This is a genomic window from Nonomuraea rubra (genome assembly GCF_014207985.1).
GTDB classification, from domain to species: domain Bacteria; phylum Actinomycetota; class Actinomycetes; order Streptosporangiales; family Streptosporangiaceae; genus Nonomuraea; species Nonomuraea rubra.
This window is the reverse complement of record NZ_JACHMI010000001.1, coordinates 3,773,330-3,795,917: the sequence shown is the minus strand read 5'-3', so window position 1 is coordinate 3,795,917 and position 22,588 is coordinate 3,773,330. Positions and strand designations below refer to the sequence as shown.

The 22,588-nt window shown below is 73.1% G+C and carries 25 protein-coding genes; 8 read left to right on the top strand and 17 right to left on the bottom strand.

Annotated elements, in window-relative coordinates; translation table 11 throughout:
• Positions 1-5 precede the first annotated feature (5 nt).
• On the top strand, positions 6-269 hold the full coding sequence (locus HD593_RS17340) for a hypothetical protein (RefSeq protein WP_185103137.1): 264 nt from the start codon (positions 6-8) through the stop codon (positions 267-269).
• Positions 270-422: 153 nt separating this feature from the next.
• Here the strand turns inward: HD593_RS17340 and HD593_RS17335 are convergent, their stop codons facing one another.
• Entirely contained in the window at positions 423-1,232 is an 810-nt protein-coding gene (locus HD593_RS17335) for an HAD family hydrolase (RefSeq protein ID WP_312903514.1), read from the bottom strand.
• A gap of 62 nt (positions 1,233-1,294) precedes the next feature.
• Here HD593_RS17335 and HD593_RS17330 point away from each other — a divergent pair, with 62 nt between their 5' ends.
• The gene (locus tag HD593_RS17330; protein ID WP_185103136.1) at positions 1,295-1,654 is read left to right on the top strand and encodes a hypothetical protein; all 360 of its coding nucleotides are present in this window, start codon (positions 1,295-1,297) and stop codon (positions 1,652-1,654) included.
• A gap of 73 nt (positions 1,655-1,727) precedes the next feature.
• Here HD593_RS17330 and HD593_RS17325 read toward each other — a convergent pair whose 3' ends face one another.
• A complete protein-coding gene (locus tag HD593_RS17325) occupies positions 1,728-2,213 on the bottom strand; it encodes a DUF6968 family protein (protein WP_185103135.1) in 486 nt (161 codons plus the stop codon).
• A gap of 107 nt (positions 2,214-2,320) precedes the next feature.
• On the opposite strand from HD593_RS17325, the gene pyrF reads away from it, so the two are divergent.
• Positions 2,321-3,145, top strand: a complete 825-nt coding sequence (pyrF, locus tag HD593_RS17320) for an orotidine-5'-phosphate decarboxylase (protein WP_185103134.1) — start codon at positions 2,321-2,323, stop codon at positions 3,143-3,145.
• Here the strand turns inward: pyrF and HD593_RS17315 are convergent.
• Together HD593_RS17315 and HD593_RS17310 are read right to left on the bottom strand one after the other, a co-directional pair.
• Positions 3,136-3,642, bottom strand: coding sequence for a nucleotidyltransferase domain-containing protein (locus HD593_RS17315; RefSeq protein ID WP_185103133.1), 507 nt, complete (start codon positions 3,640-3,642; stop codon positions 3,136-3,138). The genes pyrF and HD593_RS17315 overlap by 10 nt on opposite strands.
• A gap of 15 nt (positions 3,643-3,657) precedes the next feature.
• The gene (locus tag HD593_RS17310; protein ID WP_185111920.1) at positions 3,658-5,319 is read right to left on the bottom strand and encodes a 2-isopropylmalate synthase; all 1,662 of its coding nucleotides are present in this window, start codon (positions 5,317-5,319) and stop codon (positions 3,658-3,660) included.
• A 209-nt stretch (positions 5,320-5,528) separates the two neighbouring features.
• Between HD593_RS17310 and HD593_RS17305 the strand changes: the two genes are divergently transcribed.
• The gene (locus tag HD593_RS17305) at positions 5,529-6,224 is read left to right on the top strand and encodes a FadR/GntR family transcriptional regulator (RefSeq protein ID WP_185103132.1); all 696 of its coding nucleotides are present in this window, start codon (positions 5,529-5,531) and stop codon (positions 6,222-6,224) included.
• A 67-nt stretch (positions 6,225-6,291) separates the two neighbouring features.
• On the opposite strand, the gene HD593_RS17300 is transcribed toward HD593_RS17305, so the two are convergent.
• A complete protein-coding gene (locus HD593_RS17300) occupies positions 6,292-6,501 on the bottom strand; it encodes a hypothetical protein (protein WP_185103131.1) in 210 nt (69 codons plus the stop codon).
• Between the two features lie 55 nt (positions 6,502-6,556).
• Between HD593_RS17300 and HD593_RS17295 the strand changes: the two genes are divergently transcribed.
• Positions 6,557-7,060, top strand: a complete 504-nt coding sequence (locus HD593_RS17295) for an NUDIX hydrolase (RefSeq protein ID WP_185103130.1) — start codon at positions 6,557-6,559, stop codon at positions 7,058-7,060.
• A gap of 8 nt (positions 7,061-7,068) precedes the next feature.
• Here the strand turns inward: HD593_RS17295 and rbsK are convergent, their stop codons facing one another.
• The 10 genes from rbsK to HD593_RS17245 all read right to left on the bottom strand — a co-directional run bounded on the left by rbsK (position 7,069) and on the right by HD593_RS17245 (position 18,252).
• A complete protein-coding gene (gene rbsK / locus HD593_RS17290) occupies positions 7,069-7,953 on the bottom strand; it encodes a ribokinase (RefSeq protein WP_185103129.1) in 885 nt (294 codons plus the stop codon).
• Positions 7,950-9,335, bottom strand: coding sequence for an ADP-ribosylglycohydrolase family protein (locus tag HD593_RS17285; RefSeq protein ID WP_185103128.1), 1,386 nt, complete (start codon positions 9,333-9,335; stop codon positions 7,950-7,952). Before HD593_RS17285 ends, rbsK begins: the two co-directional genes overlap by 4 nt.
• Complete coding sequence (locus tag HD593_RS17280; protein WP_185103127.1) at positions 9,332-10,495, bottom strand: ADP-ribosylglycohydrolase family protein; 1,164 nt, start codon at positions 10,493-10,495, stop codon at positions 9,332-9,334. Before HD593_RS17280 ends, HD593_RS17285 begins: the two co-directional genes overlap by 4 nt.
• Positions 10,492-11,544, bottom strand: coding sequence for an ADP-ribosylglycohydrolase family protein (locus HD593_RS17275; RefSeq protein ID WP_221524802.1), 1,053 nt, complete (start codon positions 11,542-11,544; stop codon positions 10,492-10,494). The genes HD593_RS17280 and HD593_RS17275 overlap by 4 nt, the downstream gene beginning before the upstream one ends.
• Before the next feature lie 6 nt (positions 11,545-11,550).
• On the bottom strand, positions 11,551-12,696 hold the full coding sequence (locus HD593_RS17270; protein ID WP_312903513.1) for an ADP-ribosylglycohydrolase family protein: 1,146 nt from the start codon (positions 12,694-12,696) through the stop codon (positions 11,551-11,553).
• A gap of 5 nt (positions 12,697-12,701) precedes the next feature.
• On the bottom strand, positions 12,702-14,012 hold the full coding sequence (locus tag HD593_RS17265) for an ABC transporter substrate-binding protein (protein WP_185103126.1): 1,311 nt from the start codon (positions 14,010-14,012) through the stop codon (positions 12,702-12,704).
• A 9-nt stretch (positions 14,013-14,021) separates the two neighbouring features.
• Positions 14,022-14,840, bottom strand: coding sequence for a carbohydrate ABC transporter permease (locus HD593_RS17260; protein WP_185103125.1), 819 nt, complete (start codon positions 14,838-14,840; stop codon positions 14,022-14,024).
• Positions 14,837-15,751, bottom strand: a complete 915-nt coding sequence (locus HD593_RS17255) for a carbohydrate ABC transporter permease (protein ID WP_312903512.1) — start codon at positions 15,749-15,751, stop codon at positions 14,837-14,839. The genes HD593_RS17260 and HD593_RS17255 overlap by 4 nt, the downstream gene beginning before the upstream one ends.
• Positions 15,748-16,800, bottom strand: coding sequence for a LacI family DNA-binding transcriptional regulator (locus HD593_RS17250; protein WP_185103124.1), 1,053 nt, complete (start codon positions 16,798-16,800; stop codon positions 15,748-15,750). The genes HD593_RS17255 and HD593_RS17250 overlap by 4 nt, the downstream gene beginning before the upstream one ends.
• 180 nt (positions 16,801-16,980) lie before the next feature.
• A complete protein-coding gene (locus HD593_RS17245) occupies positions 16,981-18,252 on the bottom strand; it encodes an MFS transporter (protein ID WP_312903511.1) in 1,272 nt (423 codons plus the stop codon).
• Between the two features lie 23 nt (positions 18,253-18,275).
• On the opposite strand from HD593_RS17245, the gene HD593_RS17240 reads away from it, so the two are divergent.
• The 3 genes from HD593_RS17240 (at position 18,276) to mihF (ending at position 20,423) form a co-directional block, all read left to right on the top strand.
• Entirely contained in the window at positions 18,276-19,505 is a 1,230-nt protein-coding gene (locus tag HD593_RS17240; protein WP_185103122.1) for an ROK family protein, read from the top strand.
• A 58-nt stretch (positions 19,506-19,563) separates the two neighbouring features.
• Positions 19,564-20,016 carry a GlcG/HbpS family heme-binding protein gene (locus tag HD593_RS17235; protein ID WP_221524801.1) on the top strand — a complete coding sequence of 151 codons (453 nt, stop codon included), beginning with the start codon at positions 19,564-19,566 and terminating at the stop codon, positions 20,014-20,016.
• Positions 20,017-20,117: 101 nt separating this feature from the next.
• Positions 20,118-20,423 carry an integration host factor, actinobacterial type gene (gene mihF / locus HD593_RS17230; protein ID WP_043641121.1) on the top strand — a complete coding sequence of 102 codons (306 nt, stop codon included), beginning with the start codon at positions 20,118-20,120 and terminating at the stop codon, positions 20,421-20,423.
• Between the two features lie 133 nt (positions 20,424-20,556).
• Here the strand turns inward: mihF and HD593_RS17225 are convergent, their stop codons facing one another.
• Together HD593_RS17225 and HD593_RS17220 are read right to left on the bottom strand one after the other, a co-directional pair.
• Complete coding sequence (locus tag HD593_RS17225) at positions 20,557-21,204, bottom strand: response regulator transcription factor (RefSeq protein WP_185103121.1); 648 nt, start codon at positions 21,202-21,204, stop codon at positions 20,557-20,559.
• Positions 21,195-22,442, bottom strand: a complete 1,248-nt coding sequence (locus HD593_RS17220) for a sensor histidine kinase (RefSeq protein WP_185103120.1) — start codon at positions 22,440-22,442, stop codon at positions 21,195-21,197. The genes HD593_RS17225 and HD593_RS17220 overlap by 10 nt, the downstream gene beginning before the upstream one ends.
• Positions 22,443-22,588: the final 146 nt, after the last annotated feature.

Genomic DNA, 22,588 nt, shown 5'->3' with positions numbered 1-22,588 from the left:
CCCGGATGGGGGTGAGGAACACCGCGGCCGCGGGGCTCGGGGCCGTCGCCCTGGCGCTGCTCTGCTGCACGGGCGCGTACGCCGAGGACGACGGCGGCGGCGCGAAGGAGGGCCCGGCGCCGCTGATCGGCGATGTGATCATCTTCAATGACGAGATCGTCGAGCCCGTCTCGCTGCCGTTGAGCACCTGCGGCGGGGTGGTTCCGCTGCTCAGCAAGTCGCCGGCCACCTGCGAGGGCACCTCCCGCGTGTCGGACGACGACGCGTGAGCCCGCACGTGCCCGCCCGCGGGGGTGGGCGGGCACCACGGCGGACACCCCCGAAGCAGGCATCCAGACGAGCCCCGGGCAGCCACCCAGGCGGGCGGGCGTCCAGCCGGGCGGGTGCCCACGCAGGCGGGCGTCCAGGCGGGCGGGCGTCCGTCAGCGGCCGGCCAGGAGGTTCTCCAGCACCACGGCCACGCCGTCCTCGTCGTTCGTCAGCGTCCGGTGCCCGGCCGCCGACAGCACCCTCGGATGGGCGTTGCCCATCGCGTAACCGGCTCCCGCGTAGAGCAGCACCGCCAGGTCGTTGGGCATGTCGCCGAACGCCACCACGTCCCCGGCCGCCACTCCCCGCTCCGCGCAGAGCCGGTCCAGCGTGACGGCCTTGGTCACCCCCGCGGCACTGATCTCCAGGAGCCCCTCCACTCCCGAGTACGTGACCTCGGCCAGATCGCCGATCGCCTCCGCCACGGCCGCGTACATCTCGTCCGCCGTGTGCGCGGGTGACAGGGCCAGCAGCTTGACGATCGGCCGGCCCCCGTCGAAGACCGACTGCACCTCCAGGTAGGACGCCAGGTCGTGCTCGACCCGCCTGGTGTAGGCGGCCTCGGCCAGCACGTTCCTGCCGGTCTCGACGGCCAGGCCGACGCCGGGCAGCGCCTGGGTCAGGGCCTCGATGACCTTGCGGGCCGTCTCGGGGGCGAGGGGGCTGCTGGCGGTGATCTCGTCGGTCGCGACGTCGTACACGAGGGCGCCGTTGCTGCAGATGGCGGTGCCGGTCACGCCCGCCTGGCGGGCGATCTCGACGACGCCGCGCGGCGCCCTGGCGGTGACGAAGACGATCTCGGCGCCGGCCGCGCGGGCCGCCTGGAGTGCCTGCCTGGTACGTGCGGTGACGGTGCCCGCGCTGGACAGGAGGGTGCCGTCGAGGTCGGTGGCCACGATGCGGGGGAAGGTTCCGGTGCTCACGGCAGCGATTATCGCGACTTGCCAGGATGGATCACCCGGGAGGTGAGCGATAAGGTACGCGCGTGCCCTCCACCCCGCGCCCGGACGACCGGGTCGCCTCCGCCTTCCGGTTCGCCACCGAGCTGGTCGCGTGGGTCGCCACGCCGTGGGCGCTGGCCGCGTACTCCGTGCCGCTGGCCGTGCTGTCGGTGATCGTGCTGATCGGGCTGCCCACGGTCTTCTCCACCCCCGGCGACAAGCGGAACGTGATCGTCGCGGTGCCGGGCGTCGTGACGATCCTGCTGGTCGGCCTGCACGTGGTGGCCGCCGTGGCGGCGGCGTGGGTGGCCTGGCACGCGTTCGCCGCCGCGCTGGTCTCCGTGCTGGCCGTGGTGACGGTGGTGATGGAGCTGCCGCGCTGGCGATGGCTGCTGTCGCGTTGAGGGTCGACAAGAGCGCAGGGCCGACAAGAGCGCAGGGCCGATCAGCGTTGACGGCCGGAGAAGCCGATAGCGGTCAGATGCGCAGCTCCGCGGGGAGCAGCGTGGCCGCGTCCGTGAGCTCCAGGCCCAGGAGCTGCCCGGCGTCGCCGTAGTCGAGGACGATGTCCTCCGCCACCACCTGGCGCCGCGCCTCACCCGGCACGATCTCGTGCTTCATCGCGATGTAGGCGAGGTTCCGCGCGCTGTCCACGCTCACGTACACCGTCCGCGGCCGCTGCCCCGCGGGCTCCTCGTCCCAGGCCAGCAGGCCCTCCCTGGCCTCGTGCGAGCCGGTCACCGCCGCCCTGACCGTGATCATCGCCAGCTCGATCGCCTCCAGCGAGTCGAGCCCGGAGACCTTCCGCTCGTGCTCCCATCCGTCGAGCCCGTCGATCCGGTACGGGCACGACCACTCGCCCGTCGGTTCCTCGTAGGGCACGCCGACCGTGACCACGACGTCCCGTGGCGGATCGGTGCGCAGCGCCAGCACCCGGTGGGCGATCTCGTACATGTCGCTCATCTACCCCCTGGGCCACTCGCGGAAGACTCGGCGCGGCACCGGTTAGGCAACGGCGGCTCGCGTACCATATCGTCGCCGGAGAACCATTCGCCCACGGGAGCGCTGAGATGAACGAGTCGTTCGGGACCCGCCTGCGAGCCAGGCTCGACGAGTGCGGGCCGCTCTGTGTGGGCATCGACCCGAGCCCCGCCCTGCTCCACACCTGGGGCCTCGACGACTCCCCCGCGGCGCTGGAGCGGTTCTGCCGCACGGTGGTGGAGGCGGTGGCCGACGTGGCCGCCGTGGTCAAGCCGCAGTCGGCCTTCTTCGAGCGGTGGGGCAGCCGCGGCATCGCCGTCCTGGAGCGCACCATCACCGACCTGCGCGAGTCGGGCACGCTGGTGCTGCTGGACGTCAAGCGGGGCGACATCGACAGCACGATGGCCGCCTACGCGGAGGCGTACCTCGACAAGGGCAGCCCGCTGGCCGCCGACGCCGTGACGCTCAGCCCCTACCTGGGGTTCGGGTCGCTGGAGGGCGCGATCACCTCGGCGATGGCCAACGACGCGGGCGTGTTCGTGCTGGCCCGCACGTCCAACCCGGAGGCGGCCGGGCTGCAGCGGCTCGTGGCCGGCCAGGTGCTGGCCGGGGCCGCCGCCGCGAACGCGGGGCACGCGCCGTTCGGGCCCGTCGGCGTCGTGATGGGCGCCACGCTGCCCGCGCTCGAGCACTCGCTGGACGACCTCAACGGGCCCATCCTGGCGCCCGGGCTGGGCGCGCAGGGGGCCACTCCGGCCGACGTGGCGCGGCTGTTCGGGTCCGTGCGCCACGCGGTCGTGCCGTCGGTGTCGAGGGCCGTGCTGGCCGACCCGAAGCAGGTGCGCGCCCGTACGGTGCGGTACCGCGACGAGTGCGCCGCCCACCTGTCGGCCGGCGCCGCCGCTCAGAAGTGAGTGGCGACCCCGTACGCCTCGCGCAGGCTCGCCATGTCCAGCAGGTCGCGCTCCCTCGGGGGGTAACCCTGGTGGAAGTGCACCTGCTGGGCCACTGACAGGCACGGCACGCGCACACCCTCGATCTCGCCGGTGACGAAGACGTCCGCGGGGTAGGTGAAGGCGCCGCCCTCGTCGTCGAGCCGCTGGAGCGCGGAGCCGTCGGGCCGGAAGTGCAGCGGGTGCAGGTCCAGCTCGCGCCCGCCTGGGCCGGTCATGACGAAGCGGGCGGGCCGTCCGGGCACGACGCCCCCGGTGCGCTCGGTGTATCCCAGCGACTCCAGCGCGGCGATCGCCGCGGGCTCCTGCTCAGCGCGGTGCAGCAGGTCGAGGTCGCCGTGCTCCCTGGTGACGCGGCCGACGAGCGCGTCGATGCCCCAGCCGCCGCCGATCCAGACCTCGCAGCCCGCCTTCCCCAGCGTCTCCAGCACGTCCAGCACCGCACTCGCTTCGAACATGACGACGATCGTACGTCAGATGGCCCGGTGGACGGCGGCCAGCACCGCGTGCACCGAGGCGGTCAGGACCGAGGTGTCCTGGGCCGCGCCCCAGCAGGTGGTGCCGTTCACCCTGGCCTCGACGTAGGCGATGGCGCGGCTGCCCCTGCCGGGGTCCAGGGCGTGCTCGGCGTAGTGCAGGATGTCCACGTCGATCCCGTCGCCGGCGAGCGCGGCGGTCAGCGCGGACAGCGGGCCGTTGCCGGTGCCGCTCAGGCGGCGGCCGTTGCGCAGCGTCCCGGTGAACTCGTGCACGCCCGGCCCGGTCTCCACCGTGCTCCAGTCCGCCAGCGCGCCGATCTCGCCCGGCGCCAGGTAGGTGGCGTGGAAGAGCTCCCAGAGCTGCCCGGCGGTGATCTCCTCGCCGCTGCCGTCGGTGGCCCGCTGGACGACCGAGGAGAAGTCGATCTGCAGCCGCCGCGGCAGCTCCAGGCCGTAGCGGGTGTGCAGCAGGTACGCGATGCCGCCCTTGCCCGACTGGCTGTTGACGCGGATGACCGCCTGGTAGCCGCGCCCCACGTCGGCCGGGTCGATCGGCAGGTACGGCACCTCCCACGGCGCCTGCTCCGGCGGCACGCCCAGGTCGGCGGCGCGCTTGGCGTGGTGGGCCAGGCCCTTGTTGATGGCGTCCTGGTGGGTGCCGGAGAAGGCGGTGTAGACCAGGTCGCCCGCGTACGGGTGGCGCTCGGGCACCGGCAGCCGGTTGCAGTGCTCGACGACCATGCGCACCTCGTCGATGTCGGACAGGTCGATCATGGGGTCGACGCCCTGGGCGTGCAGGTTCAGCGCGAGCGTCACCAGGTCCACGTTGCCGGTGCGCTCGCCGTTGCCGAACAGGCAGCCCTCCACCCGCTGCGCCCCCGCCAGCACGGCCAGCTCGGCGCAGGCCACGCCGGTGCCGCGGTCGTTGTGCGGGTGCACGGAGAGGATCACGGCGTCCCTGCGGTCGAGGTGGCGGTGCATGTACTCGATCTGGTCGGCGTACACGTTGGGCGTGGCCACCTCGACCGTCGCGGGCAGGTTGTGGGTCACGGGCCGGTCGGGCGAGGCGTCCCACAGGGCGGTCAGGTCGTTGCAGACCTCCAGGACGAAGTCCGGCTCGGTGAGGTTGAACACCTCGGGCGAGAACTGGAAGCGGATGTCGCGGTCGCCCGCGAGGCGGGCGAGGTGCCCGGCGGCGTCCCTGATCAGCGCGCGCAGCGCGGGCCTGTCGTGGCCGAGGACCACGTCGCGCCAGGTGGGCGCGGTGGGCGTGTAGAGGTGCACGACCACGCGGGACATGCCCTCGATCGAGGCGAAGGTGCGCTCGATCAGGTCGTGCCTGGCGGGCGTGAACACCACCACGCTGACGTCCTCGGGCACGGCGCCCGGCGTGGCCAGGTGGCGGATGAAGTCGAAGTCCAGCTGGCTGGAGGAGGGGTAGCCGACCTCGATCTCCTTGAAGCCCAGGCCCGTGAGCAGCTCGAACATGCGGCGCTTGCGCTCCGGGTCCATCGGCTCGGCCAGGGCCTGGTTGCCGTCGCGCAGGTCGACGGGCACCCACAGCGGCGCCTCGGTGATGCGCCGCGCCGGCCAGGCGCGATCGGTCAGCGGCACCTCGACCCGCTCGTGGGCGGGCCGGTAGCGGTGGTACGGCATGCTGCTGGGGCGCTGCCTGTTCCAGTCGTACACGTGTTCTTCCCTCTCGGTCGTGACGGAGGGACCGGCGGGCACCCGAACCACCGCGGCGGGGTGCCGGTCCGGTCAGGCCCCGCCGCGGCGACCGAGAAGAAGGCGACCGTACGACGTCATGACGGGTAGACTAACCACAACACAGGTCCTCAGACAACCTGAGAGGTTTCACCATCATGCCGCTCGGCTCGCTCCGCCCCAGCCCCCTCGTCGAGCAGGCCACCGAGCACCTGCGCGAGCAGATCACTCAGGGCGAGTGGCCGGTGGGCACCCGCCTGCCCGGCGAGAACGCGCTGGCCAAGACCCTGGGGGTGGGGCGCTCGACGGTGCGGGAGGCGCTGCGGGCGCTGGCGGGGGCGGGGCTGGTGCAGGCCCGGCAGGGGTCGGGGGTGTTCGTGATCGCGACCGAACCGGCCGAGGACTGGCCGGCCCGGCTGCGGCGGGCCGCCATCACCGACGTGTACGAGGTCCGTATGATCGTCGAGACCCAGGCGGCACGGCTGGCGGCGGAGCGGCGTACCGAGGAGGACGTCGCGGCACTGGAGTCGGCGCTGGCGGGGCGCGAGCGGGCGGCGGGCGGTGACGACGCGGCCTTCGTGGACGCCGACATCGCGCTGCACGCGGCGGTCGTGGCGGCGGCGCGCAACCCGGTGCTGTCGGACCTGTTCGCCGAGTTCGCGCCCGCGCTGCGGGAGCGGCTGATCGACCTGGTGGAGATGCTGGGCCTGCGCGAGCGGGATCCCAACACCGGGCATGACACGCATGCCGGGCTGGTGGCGGCCATCCGGCGGGGCGATGGCGGCGCGGCCGAGGAGGTGCTGCGTACGGAGCTGGAGCAGACGCTCGCCCTGCTCCACCGGCGGCACCCCTGAGCACCCGACCCGCGGCGCCGCCGTCCCGGCACCCGCTGTCCCGGCGCCCGCTCTCCCGCGGCGGGTCTCAGCCGGTGGGCCCCACGTCCGGGCGGATCTCGTCGTCCTCGTCGCCGGGCTCCTCCTCCGGCTCCGGCTCGTCCTGCTCCTCCGGCAGGTCGGCGGGCACCGGGCGGCGCGACCTCGGAGTGCCGGAGCCCGAGCGCTCGGCGACCACGTCGCTCTCCCCGCTCACCCCGCCCACGGCTTCCGGCAGCTCATCGGATGTCTCGCTCATAGCCCCTCACCTGCCCTGACGGCATCGCCCGAACCGCCTTGCTAGGGTCCCGAGGGTGATCTACCGCACGCAGCGCCCGACCGCCCGCGTCATCCTGGCCGATCCGGACGATCGGGTGCTGCTGTTGCGGTTCGTCCCGCCCGAGCCGTGGCCGAAGGAGCCGGCCTGGTTCCTGCCCGGCGGCGGCATCGAGCCGGGCGAGACCGTGGCGCAGGCCGCGGTGCGTGAGGCGCTCGAGGAGACCGGTCACGTGCTGGACCCGGCCGAACTCGGCGATCCCGTGGCCACGAACGAGGGCGCGTGGTCCAACGAGGGCCGCCACTTCTACTCGGTGCACACCTACTTCTTCGCCCGCGTCGCGGCCGCGACCATGGTTCCCGCCGCTCTCGAGGACTACGAGCGGGAGGTGTGGAAGCTGGGCAACCGCTGGTGGGGGGCCGGCGAGCTGGCGGCGACCCGGGAGCGCGTCTTCCCGCCCGGCCTGGCCGGCCTCCTGCCCGGCCTGCTCGCCGGCTCCCGGCCCGGCACCCCGGTCAGGCTCGGCTGGCTGCACGACTAGAGGGGCGGTCAGCCGAGGGCGTTCTCGATCTCGCGGCGGGTCGGCATCGAGGTGCTGGCGCCCTCCCGCTGCACCGACAGCGCCGCCGCCGTGGAGGCGAAGTGCAGCGCGGCGGTCACGGGCATCCGCTCGGCGCGCGCCACGGCCAGCGCCCCCACGAACGTGTCACCGGCCGCCGTCGTGTCCACCGCGTCCACCTTCACGGCGGGCACCCGCAGCCGCTCCCCCGACCGCGACCCGTACAGCGCCCCGTCGGAGCCCAGCGTGATCACGGCCTCCTCCACCAGCTCCAGCAGCGCCTCCAGGGCCCCCTCCACCCCCTGGACGCCGGTGATGGCCGCGGCCTCGTGCTCGTTCGGCACGATGGTCGTCACCGCCTCCAGCAGCTCCGCCGGCAGCGGCTGGGCGGGGGCCGGGGTGAGGAAGACCGGCACGCCGGCCACGTTGCCGGCCTGTGCCGCCGCCACCACCGCCGGCATGGGCAGTTCGAGCTGGAGCAGCAGCGCGCTGGCCCCGGCGATCGCGGCCAGGTCCTCGCCCGAGGGGCCGGTGATGGTGCCGTTCGCGCCGGGGACGACGATGATCGAGTTGCCGCCGTCGTCGTCCACCACGATGTGCGCGATGCCGCTGGGCCCGGGCACCTGGCGCAGGCCGTGCACGTCGACCCCGGCCTCCGCCAGCGTGGAGCGCATCTCCGCCCCGAACCCGTCGTCGCCCACCGCCCCCAGGAACGCCACCTCGCCGCCCGCCCGCGCGGCGGCGATCGCCTGGTTGGCGCCCTTCCCACCCGGGATGGTACGGAACCGGTGACCGGTAACCGTCTCACCCAGCTTCGGGGCTTTCGAGACGTACGCGACGAGGTCCATGTTGGCGCTGCCGAAAACCGAGATCATGACGTCATCATCTCCCTAGTCCGGGCGGCCAGCTCGGCAAGACCCACCCCGTCGAACCCTGTCAGGCTGCTGGCCAGGCTGTCACGCATGCGCCACCGCTCCGGCACGCCGCCGTTCAGCGCGCCCGCCACGGCGCCGGCCGTCGCTCCTGCGGAGTCGGTGTCCCAGCCGCCGGCGACCGCTCCGGCGATCGTGGCGGTGAAGTCGCCCCTGCCGTGGATCAGCGTGGCCGCCACCAGGGCCGCGTTGTTGATCGTGTGCACCCAGTGGAGGGCTCCGTGGCGCTCGTGGAGGCGGTCGACGACGCGTTCGAAGTCGTCCTCGCGTGTGGCGTCCGCGGCGGCCAGGCGTACGGCCTCGTGCAGCCGCGACCCCTCCGGCACCACGGACAGCCCCGCCCGCACCACCTCCTCCGCGGAGGCCGCCACCATCGAGGCGGCGCACATCGCGGCCGCGAACATCGCCCCGTAGATCCCGTTCGCGGTGTGCGTGAGCCGGGCGTCGCGCCAGGCGTGCTCGGCCGCCGCCGCCGGGTCGCCCGGGTTCACCCAGCCGTAGACGTCCGCCCTGATCAGCGCGCCGATCCACTCCCTGAACGGGTTGCGGTAGGTGGCCGTGGCCGGGGGCTCGACGCCGTCCAGGAGGTTGCGGTACGCGACGCGCTCGGCGGTGAACGTCCGGCCCGCGGGCAGCTCGTCCAGCCAGAGCCTGGCCACGTCCTCGGTGGTGAAGCCGCGGCCGTGGCGCTCCAGCAGGGACAGGGCGAGCAGCGGGTAGTTGAGGTCGTCGTCCTCGGGGACGCCGTCGATGTTCTCCGCCAGGGAGTTGACGGCGCTGCGGCGGTTCCACGGCCAGCGGCGGGCCACGTCGTCCGGCAGGCCCTCGGCGGTGAACCAGCCGCGGATCGGCCAGTTGCCGGTCGCCTCGGCGATCTCCCTGATGCCCTGCCTGGGGATCTTCTCCACGGGCTTGCCCAGCACGCACCCGGCCGCCCGGCCGAGCCACGCGCCGAGCACCCGCGCCGGATCCACCTCGGCCCGCCGTGCCGCGCCGTGCCCGCCGCCGGCCCGCCGCTCGCCTTCGCGGACGTCCGCGTGCCCGCGCGGCCCCGGCCAGCGGGGGCAGGCGGCGATGATGCCCGGCAGGTCGGACGGCTCGGGCAGCGGGGACGGGACGGCTGCCAGCTCGTCCAGCAGCTCCTCCGCCAGCCCGCGCAGCCGCGCCGCGCCCGGCTCCGAGGCGCCCGCGCGCGGCGGCGCGTCGTGCCCGCCGGCCGCGTGCCAGCGGGCCGCGATCTTCCGCACGTCGCGCCCGTCCTCGCCGGCCTGGCGCAGCTCGTGCCCGACGAGGTCCTCCGGCTGGACCCAGGTGAGCCTGATCATGCGCGCTCGTGCGCTTGCTCGTGCTCGTGCGCGAGCTCGGCGAAGGCGGACTCGTGCGCGCGGCGCCGCGCCACGTCGTCGGCGTGCACGCGGCGCGCCACCTCCGCGACGGCCAGCCCGGGAGCCACCAGGTCCGTACGGCTGGCCGCCCCCACCCGCTCCACCCACTCCTGCGGAACGGACGCCAGCCCGCCGAGCGCACCCGCGATGGCCCCGCCCATGGAGGCGATCGAGTCGGCGTCGCGCCCGTAGTTCACCCCGCCCAGCACGGTGTCGCGGAAGTCGCCCTTGGCGATCACCAGGAACCCGAGCGCCAGCGGCAGCTCCTCGATGCTGTGCACCCGGCTCGGCCTGCGCGCGCCCAGCCCCTGGTCGCGGTAGGTGTCGGCGACGGTGTCGTACGGCCGCACCGCGGCGCGGAGCGCCTCGAACGAGCCGTCCCAGTGCCCCAGCCCGGTGGCGGCCTCGCAGACGGCCTCGATGGCGGCCCTCGTGCCGTCCTTGGCCAGGCGCAGGCAGGCGGCCACCACGGAGTCGGCGGTGGCGCCCGGCCGCATGGCCTCGGCCACGGCGGCGGCCATCACGCCGGCGGCCTCGCGGCCGTAGCTGGACTGGTGGGCCCCGGTCAGCTCGATGGCCTCGGCGTAGGCGGCGTCGGGGTCGGCGGCGTTCACGATGCCGACGGGGGCCACGTACATGGCGGCGCCGCAGTTCACGATGTTGCCGACACCGGCCTCACGGGGGTCGGCGTGCCCGTAGTGCAGCCGGGCCACGATCCACTTCTCGGCCAGGAAGATGCGCTGCAACGGCAGCGCCTCGGCCTCCAGCTCGGGGATCCAGCGCCGCTCGCCCATCAGCTCGGGCACCAGGTGCTCGGCCATGGCGTACGCGTCCAGGTGGCCGCCGGTCTTCTCGTACACGCGGATCAGGGCATGCGTCATCAGCGTGTCGTCGGTGATGTGGCCGTCGCCCTTGTGGTACGGGGCGATGGGGCGGGCGTTGCGCCAGTCCTCGTTGAACGGCGGCACGATGCCCTCGACGCGGCCCCCGTACCGCTCCACGATCTGCTCGGGAGTCCAGCCCTCGGTGGCGCCGCCCAGCGCGTCACCGACCGCCGCCCCCGCCACGCAGCCAGTGGCTCTGTCTTCAAGCGGCGTCATGCGATTCCCTCCAGTAGTTCGATCAGATCACGGCCCGCCAGGTCAGGCAGGCAGCAGCCGGCCAGCGTGCGGGCCGAGGCGGTCCACCCCTCCGGGACCGCCTCGTACCCGCCGCACGCCCCGGCGAGCGCTCCGGTGAGCGCGGGCGCCGAGTCGGCCAGCGGGGCCAGGCAGGCCGCCGCCGGGACGGCCCTGGTCAGCTCGCCCGCGGCGGCCTCGGCCAGCGCCAGCGCCACCGGGACGGTCTGCGCGGCGCCCACGCCGTAGCTGTAGACGTGGTCGAGCAGCGCGGCGTCCAGCACGGGGATCGCGCCGAACGGGTCACCCGCCTTCCTGGCGACCTCCAGGGCCAGGCGGGCGTTGTGGCCGATGGCGGTGCCCGCGGGCAGGACGGCCAGCGCCGCCTCCACCGCCCTGCGCGGCTCGCCCGACGCCACGGCCTCCTCGATCGCGGCGGCCATGGCCCGGGCGGCCAGCACGCCGTCGCCGGCGTTCGTCACCTGGGCGTCCTGCGTCGGGTCCCTCCCCAGGACCCCGTACGCGACGGCCCGGATGGCGGCGGCGTCGTCGAAGTGGTGCGGGTTGTCGTGGCCGGAGGCAGGCGGCTCGACGCCCTTGGCCAGGTTGTCGAGCGCGGTCGCCACGGAGATCCGCGCCCTGACCCTCCGGCCGCCACCGCCACCCGCACCGGTGCCCGCGCTCCCGCCTGCGCCGCCGACCCGCCCGATGCCTGCGCCGCCGTCGCTGTCATCGTCGGCGGTGAGGGCTCTGAACGCCTCGGCGCGCGGGCGGTCGATCGTCAGCAGCGTCCACGCCAGCCACTCGGCGTCGTCGGACGGGCCCACCCGGAGCGGGGCGGTGGGCTGGTTCAGCGCGAACGGCACCGGGAGCGTGGTGACGTGGTGCTCCTCGGCGAACGCGTCCAGCTCGCGGTGCAGGCGGCGGCTCCACGGCGCGTGCAGGGCCGCGCGGTGCCTGGCCGCCGGCCAGCCCACGGCGTCACCGATGGCGAGGCCGATGAAGGCCCCCCTGATTCTGTCCCCCGACATGGTGATCTACAGTCCTTCCGCCAGTTCGTCGGCGACGTCCAGCACGTGTCTTCCGGCCACGACGGGCAGGCACTTGCCCGTCACGGGGCCGATCCTGGCGGCCCAGCGTTCCGGTACGCCCCGCTCGCCCTGGCTCGCCCCGGCGATGGCGCCGGCGATCGCGCCGATCGTGTCGGCGTCCCTGCCCAGGCTCACCCCGAACGTCACGGCCGCCTCGACATCACCGTCCCCGGCCAGGAACGCGGCCATGGCAAGAGCGACCGCTTCCGGCGCGACGTCGGTCCACGGGTAGTGCTTGACCACCACGGCCCGGTGCAGCGCTTCCACAACCTCCGCCTCTTGCACCGAGCCGCCCACGACCGGGCCGGACACCGCACGCGTTGCGCCGGACTCCACCGACCCACCACCCGCCGCACCGGCGCCGGAAGGCACAGCACCGAGCGTCGCGCCAGAGCGCGGCCCGCCGGACGCAGCCTCCGCGCCGGAACGCGCGCCGCCGGAGGGCGCCGGGCCGCTGCTCGCCGTGGTGGCCGGGGACCAGCCCAGGGCCTCGCAGGCGCGGATCACGTTGCGCGCCGTCCACGAGTCGGCCGGGATGACCGACAGGGCGGCGAGCACCACCTCGCGGGGTGAGGCGCCGCCCATGGCCGCCGCGACCGCCCCGGCGACCGCGCGGCCGCCGAGGATGCCCTCGCCCGACCCGCTGACCAGCCCGTCCTGCTCCACCAGCCGGGCCGCTTCCGCCGGGTCCCCGGGGCAGAAGATGCCGTACGGGGCGGCGCGCATGGCGAGACCGTCCGACCAGCCGTGCGAGTGGGTCAGGCCCGTCAGCGGGGGCTCGAGGCCGCGGCGGAGGGCTTCGATGGTGCCGAGTTCGGAGAAGCCGGCGCCGCGCATGGGGCCCGTCACCCGGGGGATGATCTCCGAACGGTAGGCGGCCGCCACGTCCGCCGGGGTGAGCCCGTGACCGTGGCGGACGAGGAGGGAGGCGGCGAAGATGGCGTACTCCGTGTCATCGGTCCCGCCGCCCTCGATCTCGGTGAGCCGCCCCCACCGCCGCCGGATCTCCTGCGGCGTGAGGTTCTCGGCCGGGGCGCCGAGGGCGTCGCCGGCCGCCAGACCGAGCAGGCACCCCCGGGCCCTCTCGCGCACGTCGATCACCGCTGGTAACGCTCCAACACCTTGTTCCCGTCCTCGACCAGCTTCGCCGCCACCTGGTCGATGGTGATCTTATTCGCGAAGTACTCCTGCAGGGCCGGAGTGGCCACCTTGCTCTTCCACTCGTCGAACCCGTTCACCTTCAGGAACGGCGCCACCACGAGGTTCTTGGCGGAGGCCGTGGCCACGTCCCAGCCGTTCTCCTCGGTGGTCATGGCCGGGTCGGCGGCGGCCTTCTGGGAGGTGGGCAGGAGCCAGTCACCCTTGGCGAGCTTGGCCTGGTTGGTCCCGTTCAGGAAGAACGAGATGAACTTCATGGCCTCGTCCGGGTGCTCGCTCTCCTGCGCGATCGACAGGGTCTGCGAGACGGCGCCCTGCTCGGCGCTCGTGCCCTTGGGCGCGGGCAGCGTGACCCACTCGAACCCGTCGGGTGCCTGCTCGACGACCTGCTGGCGCAGGTAGACGCCGGCGGGCAGCATCGCGAACTTGCCCTTGTAGAACGCGGGCAGCGGGTCGGCGGTGCCCTGGCCGAGGGCGTCCGGGTCGGCGGACTTGTCCTTGTGGAGCTGGTCGTGGATGCGCTGGAGCACCTCGCGCTCCTCCTGGCCGACCTTGACGGTGGTCTTGCCGTCGGCGCCGGTCTGGAAGAAGGTGCCGCCGAAGTTGAGCGCCAGATTGAGGGTCTTGTTGACGGGCGACTTCATGGCCCAGGCCACGCCGTACGACTCGCCCTTGGTCATCTTCTTCGCGGCCTCGGAGAACTCGTCCCAGGTCCACGGCTCGTTCGCGGTGGGGATGCGGACCCCGGACTCGTCCAGGAGCTTCTTGTTGGCGATGATGACCTGCGACTCCTGGAGGAACGGCACGCCGTACACGCCCTGGCCGCCCTTGCCGTCGCCGAAGGTGACGGTGTCCCAGGCGGGCTGCGGGATGTCGCTCTTGAGGTCGGCGGGCAGCTTGTCCTTCAGGTCGAGCAGGTAGCCGTCGGAGGCGAAGCCGGACAGGGCGGGCGAGTCGTTGTGGATGACGTCGGGCGCGGTGCCCCCGGCGAACTGGGTGACGAGCTGGTCGTTGACGTTGTCCCAGCTCCCCTGGACGTAGGTGACCTGGATGCCGGGGTTGGCCTTGTTCCACTCGTCCACGAGCTGCTTGTTCGCGGCGACGGACTCCTTCTGCCACGCCAGGCTGAGGAAATCGATCTTCACCGGCTCGTTGGGGGACGACGACGACTCGCTGCCGCCGCCTCCCCCGCCGCACGCGGCGGCGAGCGTGAGAACCGCCGCGGCCGCCAGAGCGGACGTGATTCGCATATGAGCCTCCTAGCCCTTGACGGCGCCGGCCATCAGGCCGGACTTCAGTCGCCGCTGAATGATTGCGAAGAAGATCAGGCTCGGGATCGTCGCCATGAGCGACGCCGCGGCCAGCGGGCCGAGCCTGGCCACCCCCTCGGGACCGGTGAACCGGACCAGCGTGAGCGGGAGCGTCATGACGTCGGGGTCCTGCAGGATCACGAGCGCGAACATGAACTCGTTCCACGACGAGATGAACGAGAACAGCAGCGTGGCCACCACGCCGGGCGCGAGCAGCGGGGCCACCACGCTCGCGATCGAGCGCAGCCGGCTCGCGCCGTCCACCGCCGCCGCCTCCTCCAGCTCGCGCGGCACCGCGCGCACGTACCCCTGCAACATCCACAGCGCGAACGGCAGCGTGAACGTCACGTGCACCACGACCAGCCCAGGGAGCGTGTTGATCAGGTCCAGGTCCCGCAGGATCATGAAGAGCGGGATGATGATCAGGATGAACGGGAAGACCTGGCTGACCAGCACCCACCCGATCGCGATCTTGTTGATCAGGCTGCGGTAGCGCGCCATGGCATAGGCGGCGGGCAGCGAGATCAGCACCGTGATCACGCTCGCGAACAGCGCCACGACCAGGCTCCGCAGCGACGCGCCGACCAGGTCCTGCTCGCCGAACGCGTCGCCGAAGTTGGCCAGCGTCGGCTCGCGCGGGATCCACGTCGGCTCGGTCAGCGCCATCTCCTGCGGCGTCTTCAGCGCCGTGGACAGCAGCCACAGCAGCGGGAACGCCAGGAAGACGACGTACGCCACCAGCGCGACGTACTGCGACGCGCGTCTCACTTGGCCTCCCTCATCTGCCGCCACAGGTACAGCCCGAGCACCGCGAGCACGACGATCGCCATGGCGAGGCCGAGCATCGAGGCGTAACCGGCCATGCGGTACCTGAACGCCTCCTCGTAGGCGAACAACATCGGCAACCGCGTGCGGCCGCCGGGGCCGCCCTGCGTGAGCACGTACACCAGGCCGAACTGGTTGATGTTCCACACGAAGTCGAGCGAGGTGATCGCCACGATCACGGGCCGGAGCTGCGGCAGCGTGATGTTCCAGAAGCGCCGCCAGGTGCCGGCGCCGTCCATCTCGCCGGCCTCGTACAGCTCCTTGGGGATGTTCTGCAGGCCGGCCAGCAGGACGACCGTGGTCTGCGGCATGCCCGCCCAGATGCCGACCACGATGATCGCGGGCAGCGCGAGCGAGAAGTCGGCCAGCCAGTTGACGTCGGTGCCGAGCAGGTCGTTCAGCACGCCCGCGTCGGGGTGGTAGACGAGCTTCCACATCAGGCCGATGACCACCGGCGGCATCGCCCACGGCACCACCGACAGCACCCTGGCCAGGCCGCTGAAGCGCAGCTTCTCGTTCAGCAGCAGCGCCAGGCCGAGCGCGGCCAGGAACTGCAGCACCGTCACGGAGACGGCCCAGATGGCGCCGATCTGGAACGACGACCAGAACTCGTCGTCGGTCAGCAGGCGGGAGAAGTTCTCCAGGCCGACGAACTCGGTCTGGTGGACGCGGGTGTTGCGGGCGTCGGTGAACGCCAGGCCGATGCCGTACAGCAGCGGGCCCACGCTGAACAGCAGCACCGGCACCAGGGCCGGCAGCATCAGCACCCACATCTCGCGCGTCTGGCGGGAGATCCCGCGGCGCCTGGCCCGCGGGCCGCGCGGCGGCGCCGGTCGCGTCACGGTCGCCGTCACCGTCCGCCCTCCTCTCTGTCGTGGCCGGGACCCGCCGTGTCGTAGCCGGGGCCCGCGGTGGAGGCGCGTACGGACAGGCGCGGGGGCACGGTGACCACCCTGGGCTCGCCGTCCACGCCCCGCAGCCGTTCCAGCAGCAGCTCGGCGGCGGCCTTGCCGCGCTCGGCCGAGCCGAGCGAGACGCTGGTCAGTGACGGCCACGAGGCCGCGGCCAGGTCGGTGTCGTCCATGCCGACCACCGCGACGTCCTCGGGCACCCGCTTGCCGGCCGCGCGCAGCACGTCGAGGGCGCCGAGGGCGATCAGGTCGTTGGCGCACATCAGCGCGTCCACGTCGGGGACCCGGTCGAGCAGCGCGGCCACGGCACGCGCCCCTTCCGGGCGGTAGAAGTCGCCGATCTGCACGAGGTTCTCGTCGTACGGCAGGCCGAGGTCGCCGAGCGCCTCCCGGTACGCGGCCCCGCGGGCGGCGCCGGGGACGGTGTCGAGCGGGCCGTTGATCATCGCGATGCGGCGGCGGCCGAGCGCGTACAGGTGGTCGATCGCCAGCCGCACGCCGGTGCGCGAGTCGGCGCGTACGTTGTCCACCCGTGTGCCCTCGGGCACCGAGCCGATGATCACGACGGGCGCCCTGGCCGTGGCCAGCATCTGAAGGTGCGCCTCGGTGACGCGCAGGGGGCTCATGATCAGCCCGTCCACGTACCGTTCGCCCAGGCTGTGCAGAACGTCGATCTCGTCCGCCACGACGGCGTCGGTCGAGTGCAGCACGAGCCGGTAGCCGGCGGCCTTCAGCACGGGCTGGATCTCGCGCAGCATGGCCAGGTAGGCGGGGTTGCCGACGTCGGCCATGGCGAAGGCGACCTGGTGGGTGCGGCGCGACTTGAGCGACCTGGCCACGGCGTTGCGCACGTAGCCCAGCTCGTCGGCGGCGGCCATCACCTTGCGTACGGTCTCCTGCCTGGTCGGCAGGCCGTTCAGCACCCGCGAGACGGAGGCAATCGAGACGCCCGCGCGCTCGGCGATCGTGTTGATCGTGGGTCCGTCGGCCAAGGCTGTCCTTCCAAGGTGGTGTAAACGTTTACGGCACGGCGGCTGTAAACGTTTACGGATTGGGGACATGAAACCTGGGTGTAACTTGCGGGTCAAGTCACGATCACATAACACCAGGTCAGCGCCCATGCACACAAATTCCCGACACACCCGACCCCGGCCAAGCACAGCCACGCCGGCTCAGTCGCGCGCGGGCTGGGCCTCCCCGTCCGGGACGGGCTCATCCCCGGGACGAGCCGCGGAGAGAACGACGGCCGGAGCGGCGGACAGCCGGAGCAGGGAGCGGATGGCGGGCGAGCCCGTGAGCGTGACCACGGCGGCCAGCACCGCCGGGATGACGAGCGCGACCTGCAGCGACGCATGTTCGGCCACGAACCCGAGCACCGCGGGCCCCAGCAGCAGCCCGCTGTACCCGAACGCCGTCACCATGGCCAGCGCCCGCCCGACCCGCCCACCCGCGGCCCCCACGGCGCTGAACAGCACCGGCACGACGGTCGCCAGCCCCACCCCGGCCAGCGCCCACCCGGTCCACGCGCACACCACCCGCAGCGACTCCCCCACGTACGGCGACCCGAGCACCAGGACGTACCCCAGAGTGGCGAAGACGCCGGCGAGCTGGATCGTGCGCACGGAGCCGAGCCGCCCCCTGATCGGGTCCCCCAGCAGCCGGAAGGTCGTCATGGCCACGGAGAAGATCGTGTAAGCCAGCGGCGCCATGGCCGGATCGGTCTCCAGCACCCAGCGCGCGTGCAGCGCGGCCCAGTCGATGGCCGCCCCCTCGCTCAGATGCCCCGCGAAAGCCGCCAGCCCCAGCAGCGCGATCAGCCCCCACCGCAGCGAGGACCCGTCCGCCGAGGGCTCGGCAGAGAGGGACGCGGCCGCGGGCGGGTCCGGCATCAGCAGGTACGCCGCCGGCAGGTACAGGAACGGCACCACGACGGCCGCCACGATCAGCAGAAGCTGCGCGTTCACCTCGTTCTGCAGCGCGAGCGAGGTGAGCCCGCCCCCGGCCGCCCCGCCGAGGCTCCAGACGCCGTGGAAGGCCGAGATGATCGGCCGCCCGTAGCGCCGCTCGACCTCGACGGAGTGGGCGTTCATGGCGACCTCGGTCACCCCCAGCCCGATCCCGAACACCACCGCCAGCACCGCCAGCGACCAGTACGACGGCGCCAGCGCGGGCCCGAGCAGCACCACCCCGGAGAACGGCCCGGCGAACCAGCACACCCGCCGGCTGGTCCACCGGTCCACCAGCGGCCCCGCCACCAGCATCGACACCAGCGCGCCGCCCGAGATCAGCAGCAGGACGCTGCCGAGCCTGGCGGGGCCGAGTTCGAGGCGGTCGTTCAGCGACGGCAGGCCGGCCGCCCACAGCCCCATGACGAATCCGGCGAGGAAGAAGAATCCGAAAACACCGACACGAGCGCGTTTTGCCTCAATGGGGATTTTGTTCACGGCTAGAGCATAAACTGTGAACCGTGAACGGAGCCACAACCAGCGGGGAGCTTCGCGCGCACAACCGGGTCAGGCTGCTGCGCGCCGTGCATGACTGCGGGGCCACCCGCACCAGGTCCCAGCTCACCCGCGACCTCGGCCTGGCCAGGGGCACGGCCTCCGTGCTCGTCGCGGGGCTGGCCGAGGACGAGTTGCTGCTGGAGGAGCCGGCCCCCGGCCACACGCGCGGCCGCCCGACCCAGGTGCCCGGCCCGCATCCGCGCGGGCCCGTCGCGCTGGCCGTGGACGTGCGCGAGGACGCCTGGGAGCTGGCGGCGTGCGAGCTGGGCGGGCGCGTCACGGTGCTCGCCGTACGGCCCCACGACGGGACCCCGGAGGGCACGCTCGGGCCGCTGGGCGCGACCATCGCCGAGCACGTCCGCAGGCTCGGGCCCCGCGTGGCCGGCGCCGGGGTGGCACTCGCCGGGCCGATCCGCCACGGCGGCCTGGTGGACATCGCCCACCTGGGCTGGCGCTCGGTCGACGTCCCCGCCCTGCTGGGCGGCCTCGGGACCCCGCTGTCCGTCGGCAACGACACGGTCCTGGCCGCGCTGGCGGAGGCCCGCAGGGGCAGGCTGCGCGGCGTGCGGGTCGGCCTCCACCTGCACGTGGACTTCGATCTGGGCGGCGTGCTGGTCCTGGACGGCCACGCGGTCCCCGGGGCGAGCGGCGCCGGCGCCGAGTTCGGCCACATGCGCATCGGCGGGAGCGAGCGCCGCTGCCCGTGCGGCGCCGTCGGCTGCTGGGGCATGGACGTCGGCGCGAATGCCCTGCTGCGCCACGTCGGCCTCGCCTACGGCGGCGGCAGGGGCAGGGAGCAGGCCGAGCGGGTGCTGGCCACGAGCGAGGAGGCGGTCCTCGCGACCGCCAGGGCCCTGGGACGCGGCGTGGCGGCCCTCGTCAACGCGCACGACCCCGAGGTGGTGACCCTGTCCGGGCACGGCGTGGAGCTGCGCGAGCGGGCCGGTGAGGCCCTGCTGGCGGCCTGCGAGCCGGGCCTGATGGCGATCCGCCGCGACCACCCGCCCAGGATCGAGGGGTCGGCGCTCGGCTGGCGGGGCACGCTCCTGGGCGCCATGGAGTCGGTCTTCGACGCCTTCCTCACGCCCGAGGGTCTTGAAGCCTGGCGCAAAAACCACCCTGACCAGGCTCGCGACACGCCCGACCGGCAAAGTGTGACGCATTCCACCCTGGACGGGGAAAGTGCGCCATAACACCTCTCCTCCGAGGTCACATACGTGATCTTGCGGGGCCCCCCGGAGGACTGTACGGATGGAAGGGTCCAAGGCGCTGCACCATCACGAACCGAGGGAAGACGGCGTGAATCTCGAACTCGCGCTCCGCATGACGGAAGCGGCTCTGAAGCAGGCGTTCCGGGAGGGCGCGGCGGTTTCCGTCGCGGTCGTGGACGAGGCAGGGATTCTGGTGTCTTTCCAGCGTATGGAGGGTGCGGAGATCTCCGGGCCGGTCCTCGCGCAGGGCAAGGCGTACACCTCGGTCGCCCTGCGCAGGCCCACCTCCGAGCTGCCCGAGCTGACCGCTCCGGGAGGCGAGCTGGCGGGCCTGATGGGTGCGGGTTTCGTGTGCTTCGGGGGTGGCGTTCCGCTCTGGTCCGGCTACGGTGAGGGAGAACGCGTGGTCGGCGGTGTAGGGGTCAGCGGAGGCACGATCACGCAGGACGTGGCGTGCGCCGAAGCGGCCGCATCGGTGTGGGGTGCACGCTGAGCGGGCGCTTTCCGCAACACGAACCGCTGGTATCCGCCATGATTAGCCACTGCACCACGGGTAACAGGACCCGAACGTTAACTCCCCTAGGAGAGACAGAGATGGCACTTCCCACTCTCACCCCCGAGCAGCGTCAAGCCGCTCTGGCCAAGGCCGCCGAGGCCCGTGCCGCCCGCACGGCCCTGCTGGCCAAGGTCAAGGCGGGCGAGCTGACGTTCGCTCAGCTGCTGGAGCGCGATGACGACATCGCCAAGAAGATCAAGGTGTCCCAGGCCCTGCGCGCCGTCAAGGGCGTCGGGCCGGCCAAGGCCACCGCGCTGATGGAGGAGGCGGGCGTCGACGAGAAGCGCCGCCTCGGTGGCCTGGGCGCCCAGCAGCGCAAGAAGCTGGTCGACGCGCTCGGCTAAACCCGAGCGGCCAGGTCCGCGCGGAGTGCCGCGCGGACCGGCCAGCGACCCCTCACTGGCCAGGAGGGACCGGCGAGCGGAGAGCCGCCCCGCTCGACGGCGGGCCAGGCCGAGGGGTCGGAACCCCCAATGATCAGGAACGCAGGTAGGTCAGCACGGCGAGCACCCGGCGATGCTGGTCGCTGTCCTCCGCGTAGAGGCCGAGCTTGTTGAAGATGCTCCTGATGTGCTTCTCCACGGCTCCGTCACTGATCACGAGCTGCCGACCGATGGCCGGATTGGACTTCCCTTCGGCCATCAGCCCCAGCACCTCGCGCTCGCGCGGCGTGAGCTGTGCGAGCGGGTCGTCCTTGCGCCTGCGCACCATCAACTGGGACACCACCTGCGGGTCGAACACCGTGCCGCCCGCGGCCACCCGCCGCAGGCCCTCCAGGAACTCGTCCACGTCGACGACCCGGTCCTTCAGCAGGTACCCCACCGCGCCCCTGGCGTCGGCGAGCAGGTCGTCGGCGTAGGAGACCTCGACGTACTGGGAGAGGATGAGCACGGGCGCCCCCGGCACCCTGCGCCTGGCCTCCACGGCGGCCCTGAGCCCCTCGTCGGTGAAGGACGGCGGCATGCGCACGTCCACCACCGACACGTCCGGCTTGTGCTCGGCGATCGCCTCCACGAGGGCGTCGCCGTCGCCGACGGTCGCCACCACCTCGCAGCCGAACTCCTCGAGCAATCTGACCAGGCCCTCCCTGATCAGAACCGCGTCATCGGCCACGACTACCCGCACGGCACCTCCGCCACGATCAATGTGGGCCCGCCGTCGGGCGACTGCACGGTCAGCTCCCCGTCGACTGCGCGGAGCCGGTCGGCCAGCCCGGCGAGCCCGTGTCCCTTGGCGACGTGTGCGCCGCCGACCCCATCATCCCCGATCGTGAGCATCAGGACGTTGCCGACCCGGGTGAGCTGGACGGTGCAGATGGTGGCGCGGCTGTGTTTGGCCACGTTGGTGAGGGTCTCGGCGCAGACGAAGTAGATCGCGTTCTCCACGGCCACCTGGTAGCGCTCGACGGTCTGCACGTCCAGGTCGACGGGGACGGTGCAGCGGCCCGCCAGGGCGGCCAGGGCGGGCGCGAGGCCGCGGTCGGACAGGATGGGCGGGGCGATGCCGCGCGAGAGCGCACGCAGCTCGTCGAGCGTCTCGCGGGTGGCGCTGATCGCGGACTTGAGCGTGGCCTGCGCCGCCTCCGGGTCCTTCGCCAGCTGCCGCTGCGCCCTGGACAGCTCCATGGCCAGCGAGACCAGCCGCTGCTGCGGCCCGTCGTGGATGTCGCGCTCCAGCTTGCGCAGCGCGTTGGCCTCGGCGGAGACGGCGGCGGCACGGCCCTCGGCCAGGTCGTCGATGCGCTCCTGCAGCTCGGCCACGCCGGTCAGCAGCGCCCGGCCGAGCCCGGCCCGCACCAGCGCGGCGCCGCGGACGGCGAACGGCAGGATCAGGGTGAAGACCAGGCCGAGCGCGACGTAGAAGACGGAGTTGACGAGGTAGCCGTCGCCCAGGCCGAGCAGCTCGGGCAGCTCGGTGTTGCCGGGGATGTTCGAGGTGACGAGGCCGTACAGCGGGTAGGTCAGGCCGGCCAGCGGGATCGCCCAGAAGACGACGGTGAGCACGAACCCGATGATCGCGAACGGCAGATTGATGACGCCGTGCAGCAGGTCGAGCCAGGACTGGCCGCTCGTCAGCGGGTTGACCAGCCGGCGGAACCGGCCGGCGCCCTGCGGGACGGGCTTGTAGCGGGGCCGTACGGGCGGCCGCCGCAGCACGTCGGAAAGCCAGCCGCGCTCCGCGTCGGCGAAACCCCGCGCGATCATGAGCGTGCCCGCCAGCAGCGGCACGCCGATCCACACCACCGCGGTGCCGACCCCGGCGGAGAAGCCCGCGACCATGAGCACGAAGCCGATCAGCGTCGTGGGGAAGCCGACCAGCGTGTATCGGGTGTCAAGGAGGACCCGCCTCGTCAGGGAGCGCATGGCCTCAACCGTAGAACCCCTCGGCGGCGGGCACGAGCAGGTGCGCCGGTGTGCGGGGGTAGGGCCAGCCCTACCGTGACCGGTCGTGGGACCGCGACCCCAGGACGGTGGCTCGCGGCAATGTGCCGCGGGGCCTCCGGCGGAAG

Excerpts from the sequence above, each read along its gene's own strand:
- HD593_RS17315 (WP_185103133.1), bottom strand. The coding sequence starts at position 3,642 with ATGTTCGAAGCGAGTGCGGTGCTGGACGTGCTGGAGACGCTGGGGAAG.
- HD593_RS17220 (WP_185103120.1), bottom strand. The coding sequence starts at position 22,442 with ATGCGCTCCCTGACGAGGCGGGTCCTCCTTGACACCCGATACACGCTG.
- HD593_RS17340 (WP_185103137.1), top strand. The coding sequence starts at position 6 with ATGGGGGTGAGGAACACCGCGGCCGCGGGGCTCGGGGCCGTCGCCCTG.
- HD593_RS17265 (WP_185103126.1), bottom strand. The coding sequence starts at position 14,012 with ATGCGAATCACGTCCGCTCTGGCGGCCGCGGCGGTTCTCACGCTCGCC.
- HD593_RS17310 (WP_185111920.1), bottom strand. The coding sequence starts at position 5,319 with ATGCCGTACCACCGCTACCGGCCCGCCCACGAGCGGGTCGAGGTGCCG.
- pyrF (WP_185103134.1), top strand. The coding sequence starts at position 2,321 with ATGAACGAGTCGTTCGGGACCCGCCTGCGAGCCAGGCTCGACGAGTGC.
- HD593_RS17285 (WP_185103128.1), bottom strand. The coding sequence starts at position 9,335 with ATGATCAGGCTCACCTGGGTCCAGCCGGAGGACCTCGTCGGGCACGAG.
- HD593_RS17325 (WP_185103135.1), bottom strand. The coding sequence starts at position 2,213 with ATGAGCGACATGTACGAGATCGCCCACCGGGTGCTGGCGCTGCGCACC.
- HD593_RS17300 (WP_185103131.1), bottom strand. The coding sequence starts at position 6,501 with ATGAGCGAGACATCCGATGAGCTGCCGGAAGCCGTGGGCGGGGTGAGC.
- rbsK (WP_185103129.1), bottom strand. The coding sequence starts at position 7,953 with ATGATCTCGGTTTTCGGCAGCGCCAACATGGACCTCGTCGCGTACGTC.
- mihF (WP_043641121.1), top strand. The coding sequence starts at position 20,118 with ATGGCACTTCCCACTCTCACCCCCGAGCAGCGTCAAGCCGCTCTGGCC.
- HD593_RS17280 (WP_185103127.1), bottom strand. The coding sequence starts at position 10,495 with ATGACGCCGCTTGAAGACAGAGCCACTGGCTGCGTGGCGGGGGCGGCG.
- HD593_RS17305 (WP_185103132.1), top strand. The coding sequence starts at position 5,529 with ATGCCGCTCGGCTCGCTCCGCCCCAGCCCCCTCGTCGAGCAGGCCACC.
- HD593_RS17275 (WP_221524802.1), bottom strand. The coding sequence starts at position 11,544 with ATGTCGGGGGACAGAATCAGGGGGGCCTTCATCGGCCTCGCCATCGGT.
- HD593_RS17235 (WP_221524801.1), top strand. The coding sequence starts at position 19,564 with ATGGAAGGGTCCAAGGCGCTGCACCATCACGAACCGAGGGAAGACGGC.